Here is a 24,953-nt window from a genome sequence, read left to right as displayed (position 1 = left end):
TACCTTAATGATGGTTAGTGGTGCTGCTCGAAGAAGGCGTCGACGTCGGCCAGGAAGGCGCGCTTCTGCTCGGGCTCCAGGAAGGCGGCCTCGAAGCTGTTGCGCGCAAGCAGGCGGGCGTGGCCCGCGTCGAGCGGCAGCGCGTCGAAGGCGGCCAGGTAGTTGTCGTTGACGTAGCCGCCGAAGTAGGCGGGATCGTCCGAGTTGACGGTGACGGCCAGGCCGGCGTCGAGCAGGCGGCGCAGGTTGTGGCTGCCCATCACGTCGAACACGCGCAGCTTGATGTTCGACAGCGGGCACACGGTCAAGGCCATGCGCTCGCGCGCCAGGCGTTCGACCAGCGCGGGCGAATCCAGGCTGCGCACGCCGTGGTCGATGCGCTCGACGTCCAGCACGTCCAGCGCGCTCTCGATATAGGCCGGCGGCCCCTCTTCGCCCGCGTGCGCGACCAGGTGCAGGCCGAGCTGGCGGGCGCGCTCGAACACGCGCGCGAATTTTTCCGGCGGGTGGCCGACCTCGGACGAATCGAGGCCCACGCCGATGAACTTGTCGCGGAAGGGCAGCGATTCTTCCAGCGTGGCGATGGCTTCTTCCTCGGACAGGTGGCGCAGGAAGCACATGATCAGCGTGGCGCTGATCGGGCCCTCCTGGCAGGCGCGCCAGATGCCGTCGATGACCGTCTTGAACGGGACGCCGCGCGCCGTGTGGGTCTGCGGGTCGAAGAAGATTTCGGCATGGCGCACGTTGTCGGCCGCCGCGCGGGCAAGGTAGGCGGCCGTCATGTCGTAGAAATCCTGTTCGGTCAACAGGACGCTTGCGCCGGCATAATAAATATCCAGGAACGATTGCAGATCGGTGAAAGCGTACGCTTGGCGCAACGCTTCTACCGAGGGATACGGTAGAGATACTCGATTTCTTTGCGCAAGCTCAAAAATCAGCTCGGGCTCGAGGGAGCCTTCGATATGAATGTGCAATTCTGCCTTGGGCATCGCCTGCAACAGTTGGCGCAGCTGTTCGTTCAGCATGTTTTCTCCACGATGGACCGTGTGGTCTGGTTCACAAGGCAGCAGTGTAGCGCATGCGCGGATGCGACCGATCCCGCCCCGCCATTCCCGGCCCTGCCGCGACACGGCATGGATACGCGTGCGCCACTGCCCGGCAAGTTCGTGCACTATCTATTTGACTTTTGATAAATATGAATGCCTCCACGGGGCCAGAAGCCGCGCCTGGAGTACCACGCCTGACCCTGCCGATCGGTATGGCCAACGGCGCAAAAACGTACTGCCGAAATAGTTATTTTCTTATTCGTTTCAGAGACTTAGCAGTTTGCCACACAGGTGCGCTCCGCTGTTTTGACTTCGAGAACTAATAGGCACATAATAAATTTCATAAGCGTAATTAGACGCTCTCAGCGGGCGCTATCAAACCGGTCCATACCGGATGAGAACAAGAACATCGCCCTTCGTTTTGTGTCAGACCAAGATGGGGATTTCCCCGCACTCTGACCTCCAGACTCAAACGGCGACCCCGACAAGAACAGCGGAGCCTTCGCGGGCACATCCGCCAATACAGGGGCTTGGACGGCCAACCTCCGCGGCCGTCGGACAGTGATCAGTTGTTAGCTCATTAGAGGACATTCACATGACCATATTTGATAATTACGCAGCCCGCTACGAGCGTACCCGGGAAGAGGAATACTCGCTGTCGGAGTTTCTTCAGCTCTGCAAGAAAGATCCCCTGACTTACGCCAGCGCTCCAGAGCGCATGCTGGCCGCCATCGGCGAACCCACCCTGGTCGACACCCGCCTCGACCCGCGCCTGTCGCGCATCTTCGCCAACAAGGTCATCAAGACGTATCCCGCCTTCCGCGAGTTCTACGGCATGGAGGAAGCGATCGAGCAGGTCGTTTCCTATTTCCGCCACGCCGCGCAGGGCCTGGAAGAACGCAAGCAGATCCTGTACCTGCTGGGCCCGGTGGGCGGCGGCAAGTCGTCGATCGCCGAAAAGCTCAAGTCCCTGATGGAACAGGTCCCGTTCTACGCGATCAAGGGCTCGCCGGTGAACGAATCGCCGCTGGGCCTGTTCAGCGAGGACGAGGACGGCGCCATCCTCGAGGAAGACTACGGCATCCCGCGCCGCTACCTGCGCGCGATCCCCAGCCCGTGGGCCGTCAAGCGCCTGCACGAGTTCGGCGGCGACATCAACAAGTTCCGCGTGGTCAAGCGCTACCCGTCGATCCTGCGCCAGATCGCCATTGCCAAGACCGAGCCGGGCGACGAGAACAACCAGGACATCTCCTCCCTCGTGGGCAAGGTGGACATCCGCAAGCTCGAGGATTACTCGCAGGACGATCCGGACGCCTACAGCTATTCCGGCGGCCTGTGCCTGGCCAACCAGGGCCTGATGGAATTCGTCGAGATGTTCAAGGCGCCCATCAAGGTGCTGCACCCGCTGCTGACGGCCACGCAGGAAGGCAACTACAAGGGCACCGAGGGCTTCGGCGCGATTCCCTTCGAAGGCATCGTGCTGGCGCACTCGAACGAATCCGAGTGGAAGACCTTCCGCAACAACCGCAACAACGAGGCCTTCCTCGACCGTATCTATATCGTCAAGGTGCCGTATTGCCTGCGCGTGTCGGACGAGGTCAAGATCTACGACAAGCTGCTGCGCAACTCCTCGCTCGACAAGGCGCCCTGCGCCCCGGGCACGCTGCGCATGATGTCGCAGTTCGCCATCCTGTCGCGCCTGAAGGATCCGGAAAACTCCAGCATCTATTCGAAGATGCTGGTCTACGACGGCGAAAACCTGAAGGACACCGATCCCAAGGCCAAGTCGCTGCACGAGTACGTCGACTATGCCGGCGTGGACGAAGGCATGAACGGGCTGTCGACGCGCTTCGCCTTCAAGATCCTGTCGAAGGTCTTCAACTTCGACAATACCGAGGTGGCGGCCAACCCCGTGCACCTGCTGTACGTGCTCGAACAGCAGATCGAGCGCGAGCAGTTCCCGGCCGAGACCGAGCAGCGCTACCTCTCCTATATCAAGGAGCACCTGGCGCAGCGCTATGTCGACTTCATCGGCAAGGAAATCCAGACGGCCTACCTGGAAAGCTATTCGGAATACGGCCAGAACATCTTCGACCGCTACGTGACCTTTGCCGACTTCTGGATCCAGGACCAGGAATTCCGCGATCCGGACACGGGCGAAAGCTTCGACCGCGAATCGCTGAACGCCGAGCTGGAGAAGATCGAGAAGCCGGCCGGCATCTCGAATCCGAAGGATTTCCGCAACGAGATCGTCAACTTCGCACTGCGGGCCCGCGCCACCAACGGCGGCAAGAACCCGGCCTGGACCAGCTATGAAAAGTTCCGCACCGTGATCGAGAAGAAAATGTTCTCGAATACGGAGGAACTGTTGCCGGTCATTTCCTTCAATGCGAAGGCGAGCACCGAAGACGCCACCAAGCACGCCGACTTCGTCGCGCGCATGGTCGAGAAGGGGTACACCCCCAAACAAGTGCGTCTCTTGTGCGAGTGGTATCTCCGAGTCAGGAAGTCCTCGTAAGGAAGTTTGTATGCCCCGAGTTGGCTTTCCAGGGGCGTGAGAAACCGTAGCGAGCGGAAGCGCAAGTGGCCGAGAAGCGCAGCCGTACTTACGGTACGGCGAGCATCGCAGGCCACTTGCGCAACGCGCAGTAGGTTTATCACGCCCCCATCCAAAGCGGGGTAAGATAGGGCACCGGGAAAGAACATCCGGCCCGCCGCGAATTTCAGCAGGAGGCCTGTTTTGACTTACCTCATCGACCGTCGCTTGCAGGGCAAGAACAAGTCTGCGGTCAACCGCGAACGCTTCTTGCGACGCTACAAGACGCAAATCAAGGATGCGGTGGGTCGCGCGATCAAGGGTCGCTCGATCACCGATATCGAAAATGGCGAAAAGGTTTCGATTCCCGTCAAGGACGTGAACGAACCGCACTTCGGGCACGCCCATGGCGGTGTCTGGGAAACCGTCAACCCCGGCAATACCGAATACCAGAAAGGCGACCAGTTCAGCCGTCCGCGCGGTGGAGGCGGCGGCGCCGGCCGCGGCAAGGCGGGCAACAGCGATCAGACCACCGAAGACGATTTCATCTTCGAGCTCAGCCGCGAAGAATTCATGAACTACTTCTTCGAGGACCTCGAGCTGCCCAACCTCGTCAAGACGCAGCTCACCCAGGTCGTCGAATACAAGAACCAGCGCGCCGGCTACAACATCTCCGGCACGCCGTCGAACATCCACGTGCTGCGCTCGCTGCGCGGCGCGCTGGGACGGCGCATCGCCGTCGGGGGCACGTCGCGCAAGAACCTCTCCGCCCTCGAACACGAATTGCGCGACCTGCGCGAGGAAGGCGTGCCCGACGACGATCCGCGCGTCGTCGAACTCAAGCACAAGATCCACCACCTGCACACGCGGCTGCTGGCGATCCCGTTCATCGACCCGATCGACCTGCGCTACAGCAACCGGATCAAGATCCCCAAGCCGTCGACAGCGGCCGTGATGTTCTGCATCATGGACGTGTCCGGCTCGATGGACGAGAGCCGCAAGGACACGGCCAAGCGCTTCTTCATCCTGCTGTACCTGTTCCTGAAGCGCATGTACGAGAAGATCGACGTCGTCTTCATCCGCCACCACACGGCGGCGGCCGAGGTCGACGAAAACGAGTTCTTCCACTCGCGCGAATCGGGCGGCACCGTCGTCTCCTCGGCCCTGCACCTGCTGGGCAAGGTGATCGCCGAACGCTACAGCAACGGCGACTGGAACAGCTACGTCGCGCAAGCCTCGGACGGCGACAACTGGGACAACGACTCGCTGCTGTGCAAGCAGCTCCTGACCAGCACGATCATGCCCAAGGTGCAGTACTACACCTATGTCGAGATCACCGACGGCCCGCCCCAGAATTTGTGGGAGCAATATGCCGAGGTGGCGGCCACGCACCAGAATTTCGCGATGCAGAAGATCGTGACGCCGGCCGACATCTACCCGGTGTTCCGCGAGCTGTTCAAGAAGCAGCCCAAATAGACAGCACAAGCAACCACGCGAGGCCCGCTCATGCCACGAGATCCCAAGAACCCGCGCGCCCTGCCCGACCAGTCCGAATGGACCTTCGACCTGATCGAACAGGCGCACGACGAAATCGGCCGGGTTGCCAAGAAATTCGGCCTGGATACCTACCCGAACCAGCTCGAGATCATCACCGCCGAACAGATGATGGATGCCTATGCATCGGTCGGCATGCCGGTCTCGTACAGCCATTGGTCGTTCGGCAAGCATTTCCTGTCGACGGAAAAAAGCTACCGCCGCGGCCAGATGGGGCTGGCGTACGAGATCGTCATCAATTCGAATCCCTGCATCGCCTACCTGATGGAGGAAAACAGCCTGACGATGCAGGCATTGGTGATCGCCCACGCCGCCTACGGCCACAATTCCTTCTTCAAGGGGAATTACCTGTTCCGCACCTGGACCGATGCCGACGCCATCGTCGACTACATGGTCTTTGCCAAGAACTATATAGCCGAATGCGAGCAGCGGCACGGCATCGACGCCGTCGAGGAAGTGCTCGATTCCTGCCATGCGCTGCAGAACTACGGCGTCGACCGCTACAAGCGGCCGGCCAAGCTGTCCGTGGTGCAGGAGGCGGCGCGCCAGAAGGAACGCGAAGAGTACATCCAGACCCAGGTCAACGAGCTGTGGCGCACCTTGCCGCGGCGCGAGGAACAGGTACGCGACCAGGCGCCGATGCGCTTTCCGCCCGAGCCCGAGGAAAACCTGCTGTACTTCATCGAGAAGTACGCGCCGCTGCTGGAACCCTGGCAGCGCGAACTGGTGCGGATCACGCGCAAGATCTCCCAGTATTTCTACCCGCAGCGCCAGACCCAGGTCATGAACGAAGGCTGGGCCACGTTCTGGCACTACACGATTCTGCAGGAACTATATAAAGAGGGCATCGTCGGCGACGGCTTCATGCTCGAGTTCCTGCAAAGCCATACGAACGTCGTGTACCAGCCGGCCGCCACCAGTCCTTATTACAATGGCATCAACCCTTACGCCCTGGGTTTCGCCATGATGACCGACATCAAGCGCATCTGCGAGGACCCGACCGACGAAGACCGTGCCTGGTTCCCGGACATTGCCGGCAGCGACTGGCTCAAGACGCTCGACTTCGCGATGCGCAATTTCAAGGACGAGAGCTTCATCGCCCAGTACCTGTCGCCCAAGCTGATCCGCGATTTCCACTTCTTCGCCGTGCTGGACGACGACCGCAGCGACAAGCTGACGATCTCGGCCATCCACGACGAAGCGGGTTACCGCTACGTGCGCCAACAGCTGGCCGAGCAGTACAACCTGGGCAACCGCGAGCCCAATATCCAGGTCTGGCAAGTCAATACCCGCGACGACCGCGCGCTGACCCTGCGCCATACGCAGTTCCAGCGCCGGCCGCTGAACCAGCAGGCCCACGAGGTGCTCAAGCACGTGGCCCGGCTGTGGGGCTTCGACGTGCGCCTGGAGACGGTCGACCCGTCCGGCCGCGTCGTCAGCAGCCTCGAGTGCCGCCGCGAAAAACGCGCGCGCTATTGATCCTTTCGGCCTGCGCCGTCCGGCGCAGGCACTTTCCCGCCCTCTCCCAGTCCAACGACTGACCAGCTCGATGTAGTCGAACTACCATCGTCGTGCCGGGCAGCCAACGGGATGGCCGATCCCTGTGCAAGAAAGTCCTGTACCCGCTTTTCTTGTATAGGCATGTTCAATAGTACGCACAGGGCAATGAAACTTGGATATAGTTAGCATAAAGGCACCTTGCCGAACAAACGTTATTTGCCAGAAGATAAAACCAGCAGCGAAAATATGGCAAATCTACGGCTTCCCCTTATGTTCCACACATCATGAAAGGAAGAGACCCGACACCTTCAAGCACAGCTTTTCGACGGCCCCAGGCCGCCCGTCCCCACACCGTCCTGATGACCCGCTTTACTTGTTTTTACAGGCAGTTAGGGGCTCATTGGAGGTATAAAAATGTATGTGCAAAAAAGAATTCGTAGGTATAATTCTTCGATGTCCCGGATGCGGCCCTGAGGTTTCTGTCGTATTTAGTGGGTTTAGTAGCAACAAAAAGAGATGGTATTGGAGAAATATGGCATGAATTTTTCGCATGAGAAGAAACCCGGGAAGAATTTAACAGGCATAGCCATCGTCGTCGTGTTGCACGTTCTGGTTGCGTGGGCCATCGTCAATGGCCTGGGCACCCGGATCGTCAGCAAGGTGACTGAAGCTGTGGAGACCAAGCTGATCGAAGAAGTGAAACCGCCGCCGCCGCCGGAAACGCCGCCGCCGCCGCCGCCGCCGGAAATGAAGGCCCCGCCGCCTCCATTCATCCCGCCGGTCGAGGTGCAAGTGCAGCAGCCGCCGCCGCCGCAAAACACGATCGCCGCTGCAACCAATACGCCGCCGCCGCAACGCGACCTGGCACCGCCGGCACCGCCGGCACCGCCGGCTCCCGCAGCCAAGGCGCCGCCGGGACCGAGCCGCACCGATGCAGTGGCCGACTTCAATACCTGCTCGCGCCCGGAATATCCGAAGTCGTCGCTGCGTAACGAAGAAACGGGTACCACTACCCTTCAGTTCCTGATCGCTGTCGATGGCGCCGTGAAGGAATCGAAGCTGCAGAAGTCGAGTGGCTTCCGTGATTTGGACCGAGCCGCCCAATCGGCTCTGAGCAAATGCCGATTCAAGCCGGCCACCGAGAATGGTCAGCCGAAAGAGGCGTGGACAGCGGTGCAGTACGTCTGGACGCTGGAATAAACCGAGACGGAAGATCGTCTCACTCTGTGATTTTCGTTGCTAATTAGTTCAGCGAACTGTCTATTTTATAATTTTGGAGGAAGCATGTTTAAGAATACCCGTTTGTCCGCTATGCTGGCGGCAGTCCTGTTCTCGGTAACGGCGGCATCGGCGCTGGTCTCGGCTCCGGCCTTCGCCCAGGACCAGGCTGCTGCTCCGGCGGCAAGCGCACCGGCCGACGCCGCTGCACCGGCTCCGGCCGCAGACGCTGCAGCCGCTGCTCCGGCTGACGGCGCCGCCCCGGCAGCTCCGGCCGCCGCCGGCGCGAAGGAAGAAGTCCACAACCCGTACGGCATCGGCGCCATGTGGGCCGAAGGCGACTTCGTCAACAAGGGCACCATCATCATCCTGTCGCTGATGTCGATGGGTTCGTGGTACATCATCATCACCAAGCTGCTGGACCAGTCGAAAGTCATGCGCCAGTCGAAGGAAGCGACCCAGAAGTTCTGGAAAGCACCGTCGATCGCTGCAGGTTCGGCACAACTGAAGGACGGCTCGCCGTTCCGCTTCATCGCCGAAACCGGCACCAAGGCAACCCAGCACCACGACGGCGCCCTGCTCGAGCAGATCGACCTGTCGACCTGGGTGACCATGCAGATCCAGCGTTCGGTTGAGAAAGTTCAATCGCGCCTGCAGGATGGCCTGTCGTTCCTGGCAACCGTCGGTTCGACCTCGCCGTTCATCGGTCTGTTCGGTACCGTCTGGGGCATCTACAACGCACTGACCGCCATCGGCATGTCGGGTAACGCCTCGATCGACAAGGTCGCAGGTCCGGTGGGTGAAGCGCTGATCATGACCGCCTTCGGTCTGTTCGTCGCAGTTCCGGCAGTTCTGGGTTACAACTGGCTGGTTCGCCGCAACAAGGCAGCAATGGAAGACATCCGTTCGTTCAGCGCCGACGTGCACTCGGTCCTGATCTCGGGCGCCATGTCGACCTCGGAAGCTGCTCGCGCTGCTGCGGGCGCCAAGAAAGTGGGCTAAATTATGGCAATGAGTGTCGGCTCCGATTCCGGAGATGAAGATGCCGTGATGTCAGAGATCAACACGACGCCGCTCGTCGACATCATGTTGGTTCTCCTGATCATCTTTCTGATCACCAGCCCGGTGGTCCTGCAGCTGAAGAAGGTGGCGCTCCCGGCCGAAACGAACCAGGTTACCAAGACCAAGCCGGAAGACATCAACATCACTGTGACCTCGGAAGGCGAGATGTACTGGAACCAGACCCATATTGCGAACACGGATGAACTGTTCAAGTTCTTCGCCGAGCAGTCGGTCAAGGTGCCACAACCGGCAGTGAAAGTTCGTGGCGACCAGACTACCCGCTACGAAGCGATCGGCCGGGTGATCTACACGGCACAGCGTGCTGGGGTGCAGAAGGTCGGTTTCGTGATCGAACCGCCGGACAAGGGCTGATCGCCCTTCCGGGCCCATCCCTTCGGTAGCGCCGGGTTCGCCCGGCGCTACCGCGCTCCCCCAACATTTGAAAAGGAAACACCATGGGTATGAACGTAGGTTCAGGCTCCGCCAAGGGAGCCGATCCGGAACCGATGATGGAAATGAACATGACACCGCTGATCGACGTCCTGCTCGTTCTCATCATTATGATGATCATCACGATTCCGAAGCAAAACCACTCGGTCAATCTGAACATGCCGGTTGGCACCCCGCCGCCGCAGACGGAGAAGCCGCAAGTGGTGACGATCGACGTGGACTTCGACGGCACCATCCTCTGGGATGGCGAAACGATCCCGGATCGTCCGACCCTGGAAGCCAAGATGAACAGCATCGCCGCGATGCCCAACCAGCCGGAAGTGCACCTGCGCCCCAACAAGCTGGTCGAGTACAAGGTAGTAGCTGGCGTCATGGCGACGGCACAGCGTCTGGGCGTTACCAAGATCGGTATGGTCGGTAACGAACAGTTCCAGTAAGTCGCTTTGGCTATAATGCACACGGCAGGGTTTCCCTGCCGTGTCTATTTTTAAGAGAGATATTCGCTAATGTCCAAGTTCCGCCTCGCACACCTCGGCCTCGCACTGGCCGCACTCGGATTCACCGCTGCCGCCCCTGTCGTGGGCCTGGCCCCGGCATACGCGGCTGAAACCCTCCGCGCCGAAGTCGGCAAACCGCTGCAGCAAGCCCAGCAACAGATGAAAGCGGGCAAGAACAAGGAAGCCCTGGCAACGCTGCGTTCGCTCGACAAGGTCAGCGGAAAGACCCCCAACGAAACCTACCTGATCGAGCGCACCCGTGCCGGTGCCGCCTCGGCAGCGGGGGACTACGATACCGCGGCCAAGTCCTTCGAGTACCTGATCGACTCGGGCAAGCTGTCGGCCGCGGAAAAGAGCCAGTTCTCGGAAGGCCTGATCGGCATCTACATGCGTGCCGGCGACCTGAACAAGGCCAATGCCGCCATCCAGCGCCAGCTCAAGGAACGCAACGATCCGAAGCTGCGCGCCTACCTGATGCAGAACTACTACAAGCAGGGCAACGTCGCCGCGCTTGAAGCCGAACTGCGCAACGCCGAGAAGAGCGGCCGCCTGTCGGAAGACGAGCTCGGCATGCTGGCCAATATCCAGCTCAAGAAGGGCGACAAGGTCGGCTACGTCGGCACCATCGAGAAGCTGGCCGCCAACTATCCGAAGGCCCAGTACTGGACCGACCTGCTGAACCGCGTGCAGGGCAAGCCGGGCTTCGCCGGCCGCCTGCAGACCGACGTCTACCGCCTGAAGCTGGCCAACAACCTGCTCAAGAAGCCGAGCGAGTACATGGAAATGGCCCAGCTGGTGCTCCAGGCCAAGGCCCCGGCCGAAGCCGTCAAGGTCATCGACAAGGGCTACAAGGCGGGCGCGCTGGGTACCGGCCCCGAAGCCGAACGCCACAAGCGCCTGAAGGACCTGGCCGACAAGTCGCTGAGCGAGCAGACCACCAACGCCGCCGCCACCGAAGCCGAGCTGACCAAGCTGGGCGACAACGATGCCCTGGTGTCCCTGGGTTATGCGCTGGTACAGGCAGGCCAGACCGACAAGGGCCTGAAAATGATGGAAAATGCCATCAAGTCGGGCAAGCTGAAGTATCCGGAAGATGCCAAGCTGCACCTGGGCGAGGCCTATGCCGCCGCCGGCAAGAAGCAGCAAGCCATCAACACGTTCAAGACCGTGGGCGGCAAGGATGGCGCAGCCGACCTGGCCCGCTACTTCATCATGGCGATCAACAAGCCGGCAGCGTAATCGCACCAGCTTCAGCGTCACTCCGTCGTCCCTGCGCAGGCAGGGACCCAATGTTGCTGGCGTTTCTACGGCGCATGCACGACTTGGGTCCCCGCCTCCGCGGGGACGACATTTTTGTGGCCCGGACGTTTCCGCGCTGCCACACTTCTTGCATTTCCAGCATGTGGATATGCAATATCCCACTTGCCGTATAATCTGGTATTTCGCCAGAAGCACGAACATCGAATGAAGGTATTCCGCGGACTTCCCAACGACCGGGCGCGCGCGCCATGCGCACTCACGATCGGCAACTTCGACGGTGTCCATCGCGGACACCAGGCGCTGTTGGCCAACGTGACGGCGGCCGCACGCCGGCTCGGGCTGGAATCCGCCGTGATGACGTTCGAACCGCATCCGCGCGAGTATTTCGCCCGCCGCAGCGGCGACTTGTCGAAGGCGCCGGCGCGCATCGCCAACCTGCGCGACAAGCTCGAATCGCTGGACAATGCCGGCGTCGACCGCGTCATCGTCGAACACTTCAACGAACATTTTGCAGCGATGTCGCCGCAGGATTTCACGGAGCGCGTGCTGGTGGAAGGCCTGCACGTCAAATGGCTGATGGTGGGCGAGGACTTCTGCTATGGCGCCCGCCGGGCCGGCAACGTCGCCCTGCTGGCCGAAGCGGGCAAGCGCCACGGCTTCGAAGTGCACAGCTTGAGCACCGTGCTGCACGACGCGACCCGCATCTCGTCCTCGGCCGTGCGCGCCGCCCTGGCCGCCGCCGACTTCGACGCCACCCGCGCACTGCTGGGCCACCCGTATGCCATGTCCGGCCACGTGATCCACGGCGCCAAGCTGGGCCGCACGCTCGGTTTCCCCACGCTCAACCTGCGCGTGGCGCACCGCCCTGCCCTCGCCGGTATCTTCGTCGTGCAGGTGCACGGCCTGGCCGACGGGCCGCTGCCGGCCGTCGCCAGCCTGGGCGTGCGCCCGACCGTCGAGGACGCGGGCCGCATGCTGCTCGAAGTGCACATCTTCGACTGGAGCCAGTCCTGCTACGGCAAGCTGGTCCGCGTCGAATTCCTGGCCAAGCTGCGCGACGAGGAAAAATACGTCGACCTGCCCACGCTCACGGCCGCGATCGAGCAGGATGCGCGCCAGGCGCGCGCCTGGTTCGCCCGGCGCGACGGCGCCACCACCGCCACCGACCGAATTTGAACGTGGCCATCCCGGCCGCCCTATCGTGCGCGGCCGCCTATCCCGTCAAGAACAACAGCAGTCCACCTTAGAAGAACCATTATGTCCGATACGAAACCAGGCAAGCAGGGCAAGCAAGGCGCCCAGAAACCCGACAGCAAATACCCGGTCAACATGACCGACACCCCGTTCCCGATGCGCGGCGACCTCGCCAAGCGCGAACCGGGCTGGGTCAAGCAATGGCAGGACAAGAAGATCTACGAACGCGTGCGCAAGGCCGCCGCCGGGCGGCCGAAATTCATCCTGCACGACGGTCCGCCGTACGCCAACGGCGACATCCACCTGGGCCACGCCGTCAACAAGATCCTGAAGGACATGGTCGTCAAATCGCGCACAATGGCCGGCTTCGACGCCCCTTACGTGCCGGGCTGGGATTGCCACGGCATGCCGATCGAGATCCAGATCGAAAAGCAGTTCGGCAAGAACCTGCCGACCGCCGAAGTTCTGCAGAAAGCGCGCGCCTATGCGCTCGAGCAGATCGACCGCCAGCGCGCCGGCTTCATCCGCCTGGGCGTGCTGGGCGAATGGGACAACCCCTACATGACCATGGCCTACGGTAACGAAGCCGACGAGCTGCGCGCCCTCGGCACGCTGCTGGAAAAAGGTTACGTCTACCGCGGCCTGAAGCCCGTGAACTGGTGCTTCGACTGCGGTTCGGCGCTGGCCGAGGCGGAAGTGGAATACCAGGACAAGCGCGATCCGGCGATCGACGTCGGCTTCCCGTTCGCCGAACCGGACAAGCTGGCGCAGGCCTTCGGCCTGGCGCAGTTGCCGGACGGCGACGGCTTCATCGTGATCTGGACCACGACCCCGTGGACGATCCCGTCGAACCAGGCGCTGAACGTGCACCCGGAAGTGACCTACGCCCTCGTCAAGACCGAGAAGGACGGCAAGCCGCTGCTGCTGCTCGTCGCCAAGGACCTGGCCGAGAGCGTCCTGCAGCGCTACAAGCTGGAAGGCGGCGTCGTCGCCGAGACCGTCGGCGCGAAGCTGGAAGGCATCCGCTTCAAGCATCCGCTGCACCGGGCCGACGCCTTCTACGACCGCACCTCCCCCGTGTACACGGCCGACTACGTGACGACCGACAGCGGCACCGGCGTCGTCCACTCGGCCCCCGCCTACGGCCTGGAAGACTTCCAGTCGTGCAAGGCGCACGGCATGAAGGACGAGGACATCCTGAAGCCCGTGATGGGCGACGGCCGTTTCGCCTCGACGCTGCCCCTGTTCGGCGGCATGACGATCTGGGAAGCGAGCAAGCCGATCTGCGCCGCGCTGACCGACGCGGGCGCCCTGTTCGAGCTGAAGATGTTCGACCACAGCTATATGCACTGCTGGCGCCACAAGACCCCGATCGTCTACCGCGCCACCAGCCAGTGGTTCGCCGGCATGGACGTCACCCCGAAGGATGGCGGCGCCACGCTGCGCGAGACGGCGCTGGCCGGCATCGAACAGACCCGGTTCTTCCCGGACTGGGGCCAGGCGCGCCTGCACGGCATGATCGCCAATCGTCCGGACTGGACCCTGTCGCGCCAGCGCCAGTGGGGCGTGCCGATGGCCTTCTTCATCCACAAGGAGACGGGCGAGCTGCACCCGCGCACCCCGGAACTGCTGGAGCAGGTGGCCAAGCTGATCGAGGCGAACGGCATCGATGCGTGGCACAAGCTGGACGCGCGCGAGCTGCTGGGCGACGACGCCGACATCTATGAAAAGAACCGCGACACGCTGGACGTGTGGTTCGATTCCGGCACCACGCACCAGACCGTGCTGCGCGGCTCGCACAAGGAGCAGCTGGCGTTCCCGGCCGACCTGTACCTGGAAGGCTCGGACCAGCACCGCGGCTGGTTCCACTCCTCGCTGCTGACCTCCTCGATGCTGAACGGCCGCCCGCCGTATAAAGCGCTGCTGACGCACGGCTTCACCGTCGACGAGAACGGCAAGAAGATGTCGAAGTCGCTGGGCAACACGCTGGCGCCGCAGAAGATCTCGGACACGCTGGGCGCCGACATCCTGCGCCTGTGGGTGGCATCGACCGACTATACCGGCGAGCTGTCGATCGGCGAGGAGATCCTGAAACGCGTGACGGAGTCGTACCGCCGCATCCGCAACACGCTGCGCTTCCTGCTGGCGAACACCTCGGACTTCGATCCGGCCGTCAACGCCGTGCCGGTCGACGGGCTGTTCGAGATCGACCGCTATGCGCTGGCCGAGACGGCGCGCCTGCAGGCCGACGTGGCCGCGCACTTCGAGCGCTACGAGTTCCACCCGGTGGTGGCGCGCCTGCAGAACTTCTGCTCGGAAGACCTGGGCGGCTTCTACCTGGACATCCTGAAGGACCGCCTGTACACGACGGGCGTCGATTCCGTCGCGCGCCGCTCGGCCCAGACCGCGCTGTGGCACATCGCGCACAGCCTGCTGCGCGTGATGGCGCCGATCCTGTCCTTCACCGCCGAGGAAGCCTGGGCCGTGTTCGCCGGCGAGAAGGCGTTCGCCGCCAGCGACGAGACCATCTTCACGCAGACGCTGTGGGCGTTCCCCGAGATCGCCGACGGCGCCGCCCTGCTGGACAAGTATGCGCTGCTGCGCGCCGTGCGCGCCGACGTCACCAAGCAGCTCGAGGAAGTGCGCGCCTCCGGCGCGATCGGTTCCTCGCTGCAGGCCGAGCTGGCGCTGAAGGCGGCCGGCGCCAAGTACGACGCGCTGGCGAGCCTGGACGACGACCTGAAGTTCGTGTTCATCACCTCGGCCGCCAGCGTCGAGCAGGTGGCGGATGCGGAACAGGAAACCGTGGCGGTGACGCCGTCGGAAGCCGCCAAGTGCGAGCGCTGCTGGCACTACCGCCGCGACGTCGGCCATGACCACGCCCATCCGGGCCTGTGCGGCCGTTGCACGAGCAACCTGTTCGGCAGCGGGGAACCGCGCCGCTTCGCGTAAGCGCATACCAGGCCGGCCCGTGCGGATGCATTCCGGCGGGCCGTTTCTTTCATCATCCTCATCGCCATGGCCACCAAAAAGAAACCGACGTTCTCCGCCGTCTCATCGCGCCCCAGCCTGACGCCGTGGATCGGCATCGCCTTCATCGTGATCCTGCTGGACCAGATCAGCAAGCTCACCATCGTCCGCACCTTCGTGCTGGGCGAGGAAAAGACCATCACGGGCTTCTTCAACCTCGTGCTCGCCTACAACCGCGGCGCCGCCTTCAGCTTCCTGTCGAACCAGGGCGGCTGGCAGCGCTACTTCTTCACCGCCATCGCCATCGCGGCGGTCGTCTTCATCCTCTACCTGCTGCGCAAGCACGCGGGCCAGCGCATGTTCTGCTGGGCCCTGGCCCTGATCATGGGCGGCGCCCTGGGCAACCTGATCGACCGCCTGGCCTATGGCCACGTGATCGACTTCCTGGATTTCCACCTGTCCGGCGTCGGCCACTTCCCGGCCTTCAATATCGCCGACAGCGCCATCACCATCGGCGCGATTTTGTTCATCGTCGACGAACTGCGGCGGGTAAACAAACACTGAGCAAACACCGAGCAAACACCGAGCAAGCACTGAGCAAACACCGAACACTCGAATCGAGCAAGGAGGGAATCATGACCATGGACCTGAAGGGCAAGAAGATCGTCCTGGGCCTGTCCGGCGGCGTCGCCTGCTACAAGGCCGCGGAACTGTGCCGCGCCCTCGTCAAGGAAGGCGCGAGCGTGCAGGTCGTGATGACCGAGGCGGCCACCCACTTCATCGGCACCGTGACCATGCAGGCGCTGTCCGGCCGCAACGTCTACACGGACCAGTGGGATGGCCGCATTCCCAACAACATGGCCCACATCGACCTGACGCGCGATGCCGACGCCATCCTGGTCGCGCCCTGCTCCGCCGACTTCCTGTTCAAGCTGGCGCACGGCGCCACCGACGACCTGCTGTCCACGCTGTGCCTGGCCCGGCCGAACCACGTGCCGCTGCTGGTGGCGCCGGCGATGAACGTCGAGATGTGGGACAAGCCGGCCACCCAGCGCAACGTGGCGCAGTTGCGCGAGGATGGCATCTGGATCCTCGGCCCGGCCGCCGGCTCGCAAGCCTGCGGCGAGACGGGCATGGGCCGCATGCTCGAGCCGCACGAGGTGATGGAAGAGCTGATCGCCTCGTTCCAGCCGAAGCTGCTGGCGGGCAAGCGCGTGCTGATCACCGCCGGTCCGACCTACGAGGCCATCGATCCCGTGCGCGGCATCACCAACCGCTCGTCGGGCAAGATGGGCTATGCGGTGGCGCGCGCCGCGCGCGAAGCGGGCGCCGAGGTCACGCTGGTATCCGGCCCGACCGCACTCGACACGCCCCACGGCGTGCGCCGCATCGACGTCACCAGCGCCCAGCAGATGCTCGACGCCGTGATGGCCGCCGTGCCGGGCCAGCACGTGTTCATCGGCGTGGCCGCCGTGGCCGACTGGCGCGTCGAGAACGCGAGCGAGCACAAGATCAAGAAGGACGGCAGCGGCCATGCGCCGCAACTGTCGTTCGCCCAGAACCCGGACATCCTGGCCACCGTCGCCGGCACCACCTCGCTGAACGGCTGGCCGTATTGCGTCGGCTTTGCCGCGGAGTCGGACAACCTGATCGAATACGGCGCCGTCAAGCGCGAGAAAAAAGGCATTCCTCTCCTCGTCGGCAATATCGGCCCGCAGACGTTCGGGCAGGACGAGAATGCCATCGTGCTGTTCGACGAAAGCGGCCATACCGTGCTGCCGCAGGCGCCGAAACTGGAACTGGCACGCCAGCTCGTCTCCGAGATCGCCAAGCGCCTGGAGCAGCGCTCGCTGCTGGCCTAGCGCCGGCCTGGACGCGGATCTGGACGCGGATTTGGGCACGGATTTGGCACATGGATCGGCGCGGCAGCGCATTGTCGTCGGCACATGCCCGCCCTTCTAATGCCGCGCTGACTTAATCCAGTGCACTTGTCTCTGTACAAGGAAATGCAGGTAGACCGGTATTTTCCACAGCAGGTACCCGATGCCGAGGCACAAATCCCACAAGCTGACCTGCTGGCGTCCGAATTTCCACCAGCTGAGCAACAGCGTGCCCGCCATGATGCCCAGCAGCCCGGAGGCGGCGATGAACGGCAGCGCCGCTTCCTGCCACAGATACAATAATGCCGCCACGGCCCACACCGTCCCGAGGGCCAGCAGGAACAGCGTCAGCGGCGGCACCATCAGGTCCAGTGCCAGTGCTGCCAGCGCAAGATTGCGCATGCGAATGCCGCGCCACAGGGCCGACGGGGCAATCCTGAGCATCATCGCAAGATGGCCGTGTTCCCAGCGATAGCGCTGCGACTTGAGTCCTTCCCGCGATCCGGGGAAATAACTGGTCACCAGCGCATCGGGACAGAATTTGGCGGCGGCGCCGCGCTCGGCCAGCTCGATCCCCAGCATCATGTCCTCGACCAGGTGGCCGTGCGCGAGCGCGGCGGTACTGATCAGTCCCCAGGGGAACGCCATCCCCGTTCCCATGAGCTGGCAGGGCAATCCGAGCCGGCGCAACCCGAGCGGCCGCACGCGATTCTTGACGGCCCAGGCGAAGCTGGCGATCCGCGCCATGATCCCGGCCCCCAGGGGCGCATACATCATGTCGAGCGCCTGCGCCGGGCAACCTGTCGCGTTGGCCTGGCGCGCCAGCAGTTCGATGCTGCCCTCGGCCACATGGCAATCCGCGTCGATCACGATCACCACCTGGGGCGGACGGGAGCTCAGGAAGCGGATGCCGTGATCGAGCGCGTATCCCTTGCCCTGTTTATGCGCGTCGTTCCGGACGCACACGAGCGCCCCGCACGCCGTGGCGACCGCTGCCGTGGCATCCGTGCAATTGTCGGCGACGACCAGCAGCCGGTCGCCGTCCGCAAGCTGGGACTGGATCGACACGAGCGTATCCCTGATGCCCTCGGCTTCGTCGTGGGCGGGCACTAGCACGGCAATCGACGGCCGCGCCGTGCGGCTGTGCTTCTTCCTCGTTTCCTTGACGACGGCGGCCGTCGCCTGGACAAACAGCAGGCCCGTCATCGCTGCCATCGGCAAGAGCACCGCGAGCAGCACGGCTTCCAGGATCAGGTCCATGGTTCACCTTCCGATCGCGTGCGCACGCTCGCCCACGACCTGGAGAAAATGCCCCACCAATTTCCTGGTCTCGCTGGCGATGTCGTGGCGTTCGAGGACGGCCCGCCGGGCGGCGTCCCCCATCCTTTCGATGTCGGCGGGCGAGGCGCTCAGGCAGCTTTCCATGGCCGCCGCCAGCGCTTCCGTGGAGCCGGACGGCACCAGCCACCCGTTGACCCCCGTGGCCACCAGTTCGGGGATGCCGGCGATATACGTCGCCAGCACGGGACGGCGCAGCGCCATGGCCTCCATGATCGCCACCGGCAAGCCTTCGGCCAGGCTCGGCAATACCAATGCCGTCGCGTTCAGCAGCTCGTCGCGAATCGCTGCGCTGTCGAGCCACCCCGTTATCGTGACATGGTCGCGCAGGCCGCGCGCCGCGATCTCGCGCTCTATCTCGGCCCGCAGTTCGCCGTCGCCAGCCAGTACCAGCCGGAAGCTCACGCCGCGGCGAACGAGCATCTCGGCGGCGCGGATCAACAACAGCTGCCCCTTCTGTTCGCACAGGCGTCCGACGCACACGAGGCGTCTTTCGGCCGGCCGCAGCGGCGGCACATGCGCATGGAAAGCGGGCTCCAATCCGCAATGCACGACCTTCACCTTGTTCCAGTCGCCGGGGTCGATCCAACGATACAGCTGTCCGCGGCCGAACGAACTGACCGCCACCACGAAGGCGCTGCGCCTGACCTTCGTGACCAGCCCGATCGATCCGGCCTTGTCGAACTCCTCGGGACCGTGTGCGGTAAAACTGTAGGTCCGTCCGCTCAGGCAACATGCAAGCATGGCGACTTCCGCCGAATTCGTTCCGAAATGGGCATGCACATGATGCACGTCCCGCCGCTTCAGGACCTCTGCGACGGCGCAGGCTTCCAACAGATAGAAGCAATGCACGGCAAAGGCCCGGCTGGAGTGGCGCGCCATCTTCGCGACCAGCGCCGCGGCCCGCAGCATCCGTAACGGACTGGACAGGAAGGCCGCGAGACAGCGGACGCACAAGCGGAACAGGCCCAGTTTCTGGATGTAGAACGTCCTCTCCGATTCCCGCCGGTCCGCGTCGTCGACGATGGCCCCGGCCCACCCCAGCAAGGCAATGCGCACCACCTCCACCCCGGACCGTTCGAGCTCCAGGATTTCCCTTCGAATGAAGCTGTGACTAACGGCAGGATATTGATTTACAAGATAAGCAATACGCATCGACGCCATGTCCTTGTTCATCATGCCTCTCGGAAAGGAAAATGTTTTTGCAACATCTACTGCTGGACAGCTTTATGAAGATAAAGAGTGGCATAGGTCTATATCTTGTCTGACCTCAAATAATTTTTTTTCATGATGTCATCATTTTTTTCTTTTCATTATTCTTAATTTCTAATATTTATTAAAAATGTACATCATTGTTTCCGTGTTGCTTAATATTGTGAACAGGAAATTTCCCATATAGGTTCGATATTCCTATAGTCAATATTTATGCATATCGGATGGAAATAGTTAATTCCAATCAAATGAGCCCGAACTTTTTCTTTACGGCAGGACTCTTAGGTACTCCTTTTCATAAAGCAGTTTCCTTACGGAGTCCTCAGTGCTCAATCTCAATCACGGTTTTTCCCACGCAAGGCTCGCGGCCGTTTCTTGCTCTGCCGCGCTAGCTACCCTCCTCACGGCTTGTGGCGGTGGCGGCGATGCAGCCGATCCCGCACAAGCGGCCTCGATCCAGACCCAGCTGGCTGCCACGGTCACATCGTCGGCAACCGCCTCCTGGACCCAATGCGCCGTCGAAGACGGCCGGTGCAACCTCTCCGGCACCAACCAGGTGCGATATGGCCTGAATACGAAGTGGACGACCAAAACCGTCACGGGTCCGGTCGCCTGCAACAACGCCACCTTCGGCGACCCCTATCCGGGCGTCGACAAGGTCTGCCAATACATGCCGGCAACCACTACGCCGACTCCGGCGCCGACCACGACCACCTGGACGCGTTGCGCTACCGAAGGCGGTACCTGCACGGTGTCCGGCACGCGTGAGGTGCGCTACGGCCTGAACGGCAGGTACGCCACCAAGTCCGTCACCGGCTCCGTCGCCTGCACGAACGCCGTATTCGGCGATCCCTACCCGGGTGTCGACAAGGTGTGCGAATCCTCCTCCACGAGCACTTCGCCGACCCCTACCCCGACTCCGACGCCGACGCCGACCCCGACGCCTACGCCGACTCCGGCACCAGGTGCGTTGCCGACGGATTCGATCTTCTCGTCGAGCAGCTTCTGGTACAAACCGATCCCGTCGTCCGTCACGCTGCATGCGAATTCGGCCAACTACGTCAAGGAATTCCTGCGTCAGAAAGCCGCCTACTACGGCACGGTCACCATCAATACCTACTCGTACGCGAGCCCGTTGTACGTGGCGCCGGCGGGTACCGCGACCAAGACCGTCAAGGTCTGGGACTGCCAGGGCAAGGGCTATCTCGACGCCAACCTGGCATCCCAATGGACTGCCGTTCCCATTCCCGCCAATGCGCAGGCATCGACCGGTACCGACGGTGAAATGACCATTTACCAACCGTCGACGAACACCATGTGGGAATTCTGGCAAGCCAAGAATTCCGGTGGCCAGTGGCAAGCCTGCTGGGGTGGTCGACTGCAGAACACTGCGTCCAGCAGCGGTATCTGGCCGAGCCCGTACGGCACCACTGCAACCGGCCTGCCTTTCGTCGGTGGCCAGGTGACTGCCGAAGAACTGAAACGCGGCGAGATCCGACACGTCATCGGCATCGCGCTGGTCGATCTCGAACGATCGAGCGTCGTTTCGTGGCCAGCCAACCGTTCCGACGGCTACAACCCGAACAACGCCGCCAATCGCATCCCGGAAGGTACGCGTTTCCGCCTCGACCCGTCCGTGAACGTCGACTCCCTCAATATGTCTGCTGCCGGCAAGACCATCGCGAAAGCGGCACAGAAATACGGCTTCGTCGTATGGGATAAAGCTGGCGCCATTTCGATCCGTGCCCAGAACGCAGTCTCGTACACCGCTCAGGGTCAAGGCGACCCCTACCCGAGCCTGTACGGTGGCCGCGCCGAGTACTCGGTGCTGGACGGCTTCCCGTGGGATCGCCTGCAGTTCCTGCCGAAAGATTACGGCAGGCCGTAAGCGCCGGATCGTCGAATGGCGAGCCTGACTCGCCTTCCTCGCACACCCTTGCAAGCCATGGCTTGCAAGGGTGTTTCGTTTTATCTCCCACCCTTCGGGGCACCATTGCTGCCACTCGCGACGGTTTTCGAGGTGCCTTTCTTCGTGCCAGTATCTCCGGCAACACCCCATGGCGTCTTGACCGTCGCTTCTCAAGCCAGCAAGTACTCCACGCAGTTCGCCCTGAATACCTTTCTCATGTGTGAAGAAACCCCTTCGAATTTCAGTGTATGCCCTGTCTTGACCTGATGGCCGTATAACAGCAGGCAAAGCCCGAGAAATGCGGAATCAACGTAAGCGACATCATGGAAGCGCACAACGATGTCGCACGGCACAGCGACAGCTTCGGAGATCGCCTGTCTGACAGGAGCGAGATTGCCCTGGTTTCTCGGCCCGTCGAGGTCGATGCAGCACGTTCCGTCGCCGCTGCGAACAGAGACAGTCGCATTGCGAAACAAATGGCTTTGCGGCCGCGCCAACCGGTACACACAGCAGGGTATCGCGCGTGCGACCAATAATTTCGCCAAGGTCAGGCCATCGTCAAAGTAACGTCGCCACAGAGACGGTTCTTCCTTGATCCTCCACGCCCATTCGAAGCCTGCTTCCTGCACCCAGCGGGGTGCCCGCCTTATCGTCCCTGCAGCAAAGTTCACCACGGCGCCCAGATTGCTGATGACGGGCGCCTTTATCTTGTGCTGGTTATGCTGCAGCCAGGCCTGCCCCTTCTTCGCGGCCAGCGCAACGATCAGGAAGTCCGGTGCGCAACGGTTGATCTCGTCGATCATGTCCGACCGGCTCATTTCCTCTATCGACCCGAAGCCAGGGTAGGAAGACCCGACACAGTTGACGCCGCCGTTGCGGGCATTGACGAAGGCCGCAGCCAGGCCGCTTGCACCTTGTCCTCCTCCGAAGAAGTACACGGACATGCGCGTGGACGTTTCTGCGACGAGCCGCTCGAACAACGTTGATCCGGCAACTCTTTTGATATCGCTCACGCCAATCAATTTTCCCAACCAGACGAGCGGCACGCCGTCCGTCAAGGACAGGTCGCTGCACAGGACAGAATTGCGGAAATGGCTGTCGCGGTAACTGGCGACCAGATAATTCAGATTCGGCGTCGATAAAAAGCAACGGGTACGTCGCGCCGACGCCTCTCTTAATTCGAATAATGCCCGCTCTATGGGAATCACATCGATCGGAAGTCCAAAAACACAATGCACATCGCGATAAAAGTCCGTTCTGGGAAGGGACGAGCACTCAACGCCCTTCTTTTCGACCGGCGCGTCGTCGCTTTCATCCCGCATGCCTATTGCCAACTCGACCTCAGCCACTGTCATTCCTTTCCTTTAAAACGACAACGCTTTGCAAGCGCTATCGCTTCTCAGATCAAAAAAGGGAATCAGTAATTGGTGCACGCACTCACGCCAAAAGTCACCTCAATTCATTCCGCGCAGAAATATGAATATGCGTTGAATAAATGATAGAGAACTGCTGAGTAGCGTTTTATGTGGCAGATCAAGCAAGGAAGGGAACCGGATTCATGTTTGATTCAATACAAATCGAGAAAGAAGAGGAGATTCTCAAGCGAGGAGAACTATGCGTAAGATTGCAGGCATTGGATGCGATGCAGCATCCTAAAATAAAATTTCTTGGCGCTAATTTCCAATACAGAACCATTCTTTAAATAAATTTATCAAAGAAAATACATTTGAATCCCCATCGATCAGGACGTGGAAAAAATCTCTGGAGGCAATTCGGTCACCCATGAGCAGAATTCGGTAGATGATTAGGCACACCTTTGACATTCGTCTGCAAGAAGTGCCCCCGCAGATTCGCAAAAACGCTTAACAGGGAATATCACATGTCTGACTCGATGGATAAGAGCCCGGCCACGCTGGAGCTGGCATTACGCGTGGGCGATATCGTTCTATTGTGGCTGTCCGGCCATTTGGCTTATTACGCGCGCTTTCGCGAGGAAATAACGCAGACACTGTCTCCCTATGCCATCGCCTTGTATCTCGGCTGTCTGCTCGCCTATCTGATTCTGCCCAGCATGGGGATCTACAATGCCTGGCGCGGTCGCCGGCCGGCGGCAATCTTCGCGCGGCTGGGGCTGGCCTGGGGATTGGTCCTTTCCATCGGCGTGCTGGCCAGCTTTGCCTTCCACATTGCCCCGCAATTATCGCGACTGTGGCTGGCGTACTGGTATGTGTCCGGACTCGGATTGCTCGCCATTTCGCGGTTCGTTGCATTCAACATCATCCGGATGCTGAAAAACCGGGGACTGTATTGCAAACCCGTCGTCATCGTCGGATATGGACCGACCGGGAGGGAATTGCATCGACGTGCCCTGGAAAACGACTGGTATGGCTACGAGGTAAAGGCCGTCTATCTCGATCCGAACCAGGCCGCCTCGCCGATCCACCACGCCCGGCTGCAAGTCCTTCCCAGCCTCGAATCGATCGGCGATTATGTGGTCGCCAACCGTATCGCAGAGGTATGGCTGACCCTGCCCCTTACCGATTCGGCACACCTGCTGAAACTGCGCAATCTGCTCCGCAACACCCTGGTGGACGTGCGTCTCGTGCCCGACGTCGACAACGTCGAGATTCTCAGCAGCGATATCGTGAGATTCTTCGGTTTTCCGACAATCGATCTGAACCGCCCGCAGATCGCCGGGTCGCACGCCCTGCTCAAGGACTTGTTCGATCGGATCTTTTCCGCCATTGCGCTAGCCGGCCTCTCCCCCCTGTTGCTGGCAATTGCCTTGGCGGTGAAGTTGACGTCGCCCGGCCCGGTCCTTTTCCGGCAACGCCGGCTTGGCCTGAACGGAAGAATATTCTATCTGTACAAATTCCGGAGCATGCGCCATGAAACCGTGGAGAACGTCAGCCAGGCGACATCCAACGATCCGCGCATTACTCCCGTAGGCAGGTTTTTACGGCGCACCAGCCTGGATGAATTACCGCAGTTTTTCAATGTGCTGCTTGGCGACATGTCCATTGTCGGCCCTCGCCCGCACGCTCTCCAGCATAACGAGATCTATATGCGCAAGCTGGAGCTTTACATGCTGCGTCACCGCGTAAAACCCGGCATTACAGGATGGGCGCAAATCAATGGCTATCGCGGAGAAACCGATACCGACGACAAGATGGCCATGCGCGTCCAGTACGACATTCACTACATAAAAAACTGGTCGTTCTGGCTCGACGTGAAAATCATTCTGCTGACCGGCATCAAGGGCTGGTCGGGAGCGAATGCATACTGAGCCTGCCGAATTCCCGCGGCCCCAAAGAGAATTCCCGGTGG

At 61.6% G+C, this 24,953-nt stretch carries 19 protein-coding genes; 15 read left to right on the top strand and 4 right to left on the bottom strand.

Annotated elements, in window-relative coordinates; genetic code table 11:
- Positions 1 to 14: 14 nt before the first annotated feature.
- Positions 15 to 1,025, bottom strand: a complete 1,011-nt coding sequence (locus QPK32_RS05840) for an adenosine deaminase (RefSeq protein WP_290411842.1) — start codon at positions 1,023 to 1,025, stop codon at positions 15 to 17.
- Between QPK32_RS05840 and QPK32_RS05835 the strand changes: the two genes are divergently transcribed.
- The 13 genes from QPK32_RS05835 to coaBC all read left to right on the top strand — a co-directional run bounded on the left by QPK32_RS05835 (position 918) and on the right by coaBC (position 17,149).
- The gene (locus QPK32_RS05835; protein WP_290412195.1) at positions 918 to 1,190 is read left to right on the top strand and encodes a hypothetical protein; all 273 of its coding nucleotides are present in this window, start codon (positions 918 to 920) and stop codon (positions 1,188 to 1,190) included. The genes QPK32_RS05840 and QPK32_RS05835 overlap by 108 nt on opposite strands.
- A 451-nt stretch (positions 1,191 to 1,641) precedes the next feature.
- A complete protein-coding gene (locus tag QPK32_RS05830; RefSeq protein WP_290411841.1) occupies positions 1,642 to 3,564 on the top strand; it encodes a PrkA family serine protein kinase in 1,923 nt (640 codons plus the stop codon).
- 222 nt (positions 3,565 to 3,786) lie between these two features.
- Positions 3,787 to 5,058, top strand: a complete 1,272-nt coding sequence (locus QPK32_RS05825) for a YeaH/YhbH family protein (protein ID WP_290411840.1) — start codon at positions 3,787 to 3,789, stop codon at positions 5,056 to 5,058.
- Between the two features lie 30 nt (positions 5,059 to 5,088).
- Positions 5,089 to 6,615: a SpoVR family protein gene (locus tag QPK32_RS05820; RefSeq protein ID WP_290411839.1), complete on the top strand. Its 1,527-nt coding sequence runs from the start codon at positions 5,089 to 5,091 to the stop codon at positions 6,613 to 6,615.
- Positions 6,616 to 7,173: 558 nt separating this feature from the next.
- Positions 7,174 to 7,836 carry an energy transducer TonB gene (locus QPK32_RS05815; RefSeq protein WP_290411838.1) on the top strand — a complete coding sequence of 221 codons (663 nt, stop codon included), beginning with the start codon at positions 7,174 to 7,176 and terminating at the stop codon, positions 7,834 to 7,836.
- An 84-nt stretch (positions 7,837 to 7,920) separates the two neighbouring features.
- Positions 7,921 to 8,856, top strand: a complete 936-nt coding sequence (locus tag QPK32_RS05810) for a MotA/TolQ/ExbB proton channel family protein (protein WP_290411837.1) — start codon at positions 7,921 to 7,923, stop codon at positions 8,854 to 8,856.
- Between the two features lie 3 nt (positions 8,857 to 8,859).
- Complete coding sequence (locus QPK32_RS05805) at positions 8,860 to 9,288, top strand: biopolymer transporter ExbD (protein WP_290411836.1); 429 nt, start codon at positions 8,860 to 8,862, stop codon at positions 9,286 to 9,288.
- An 83-nt stretch (positions 9,289 to 9,371) separates the two neighbouring features.
- The gene (locus tag QPK32_RS05800) at positions 9,372 to 9,803 is read left to right on the top strand and encodes a biopolymer transporter ExbD (RefSeq protein WP_290411835.1); all 432 of its coding nucleotides are present in this window, start codon (positions 9,372 to 9,374) and stop codon (positions 9,801 to 9,803) included.
- Between the two features lie 69 nt (positions 9,804 to 9,872).
- A complete protein-coding gene (locus QPK32_RS05795) occupies positions 9,873 to 11,102 on the top strand; it encodes a tetratricopeptide repeat protein (RefSeq protein WP_290411834.1) in 1,230 nt (409 codons plus the stop codon).
- 225 nt (positions 11,103 to 11,327) lie between these two features.
- Positions 11,328 to 12,299, top strand: coding sequence for a bifunctional riboflavin kinase/FAD synthetase (locus QPK32_RS05790; RefSeq protein ID WP_290411833.1), 972 nt, complete (start codon positions 11,328 to 11,330; stop codon positions 12,297 to 12,299).
- Positions 12,300 to 12,380: 81 nt separating this feature from the next.
- Positions 12,381 to 15,269 (top strand): isoleucine--tRNA ligase, encoded by a 2,889-nt coding sequence (gene ileS / locus QPK32_RS05785; protein WP_290411832.1) that lies wholly within the window; start codon positions 12,381 to 12,383, stop codon positions 15,267 to 15,269.
- A 66-nt stretch (positions 15,270 to 15,335) separates the two neighbouring features.
- Positions 15,336 to 15,851: a signal peptidase II gene (gene lspA, locus QPK32_RS05780; protein ID WP_290411831.1), complete on the top strand. Its 516-nt coding sequence runs from the start codon at positions 15,336 to 15,338 to the stop codon at positions 15,849 to 15,851.
- A gap of 77 nt (positions 15,852 to 15,928) precedes the next feature.
- The gene (gene coaBC / locus QPK32_RS05775; RefSeq protein ID WP_290412179.1) at positions 15,929 to 17,149 is read left to right on the top strand and encodes a bifunctional phosphopantothenoylcysteine decarboxylase/phosphopantothenate--cysteine ligase CoaBC; all 1,221 of its coding nucleotides are present in this window, start codon (positions 15,929 to 15,931) and stop codon (positions 17,147 to 17,149) included.
- A gap of 96 nt (positions 17,150 to 17,245) precedes the next feature.
- On the opposite strand, the gene QPK32_RS05770 is transcribed toward coaBC, so the two are convergent.
- Together QPK32_RS05770 and QPK32_RS05765 are read right to left on the bottom strand one after the other, a co-directional pair.
- Positions 17,246 to 18,427 carry a glycosyltransferase family 2 protein gene (locus tag QPK32_RS05770; protein WP_290411830.1) on the bottom strand — a complete coding sequence of 394 codons (1,182 nt, stop codon included), beginning with the start codon at positions 18,425 to 18,427 and terminating at the stop codon, positions 17,246 to 17,248.
- Positions 18,428 to 18,430: 3 nt separating this feature from the next.
- Positions 18,431 to 19,684, bottom strand: a complete 1,254-nt coding sequence (locus tag QPK32_RS05765; RefSeq protein ID WP_290411829.1) for a glycosyltransferase — start codon at positions 19,682 to 19,684, stop codon at positions 18,431 to 18,433.
- Positions 19,685 to 20,042: 358 nt separating this feature from the next.
- On the opposite strand from QPK32_RS05765, the gene QPK32_RS05760 reads away from it, so the two are divergent.
- The gene (locus QPK32_RS05760; RefSeq protein ID WP_290411828.1) at positions 20,043 to 21,605 is read left to right on the top strand and encodes a hypothetical protein; all 1,563 of its coding nucleotides are present in this window, start codon (positions 20,043 to 20,045) and stop codon (positions 21,603 to 21,605) included.
- A gap of 191 nt (positions 21,606 to 21,796) precedes the next feature.
- On the opposite strand, the gene QPK32_RS05755 is transcribed toward QPK32_RS05760, so the two are convergent.
- A complete protein-coding gene (locus tag QPK32_RS05755) occupies positions 21,797 to 22,981 on the bottom strand; it encodes a WecB/TagA/CpsF family glycosyltransferase (protein ID WP_290411827.1) in 1,185 nt (394 codons plus the stop codon).
- Between the two features lie 524 nt (positions 22,982 to 23,505).
- Here QPK32_RS05755 and QPK32_RS05750 point away from each other — a divergent pair.
- Positions 23,506 to 24,912, top strand: a complete 1,407-nt coding sequence (locus tag QPK32_RS05750) for an undecaprenyl-phosphate glucose phosphotransferase (protein ID WP_290411826.1) — start codon at positions 23,506 to 23,508, stop codon at positions 24,910 to 24,912.
- Positions 24,913 to 24,953: the final 41 nt, after the last annotated feature.

Source organism: Massilia sp. YIM B02763, from assembly GCF_030412015.1.
GTDB lineage: Bacteria > Pseudomonadota > Gammaproteobacteria > Burkholderiales > Burkholderiaceae_D > Telluria.
Note: the sequence above shows the minus strand (reverse complement) of the source record. Positions and strands in the feature narration are given on the sequence as shown.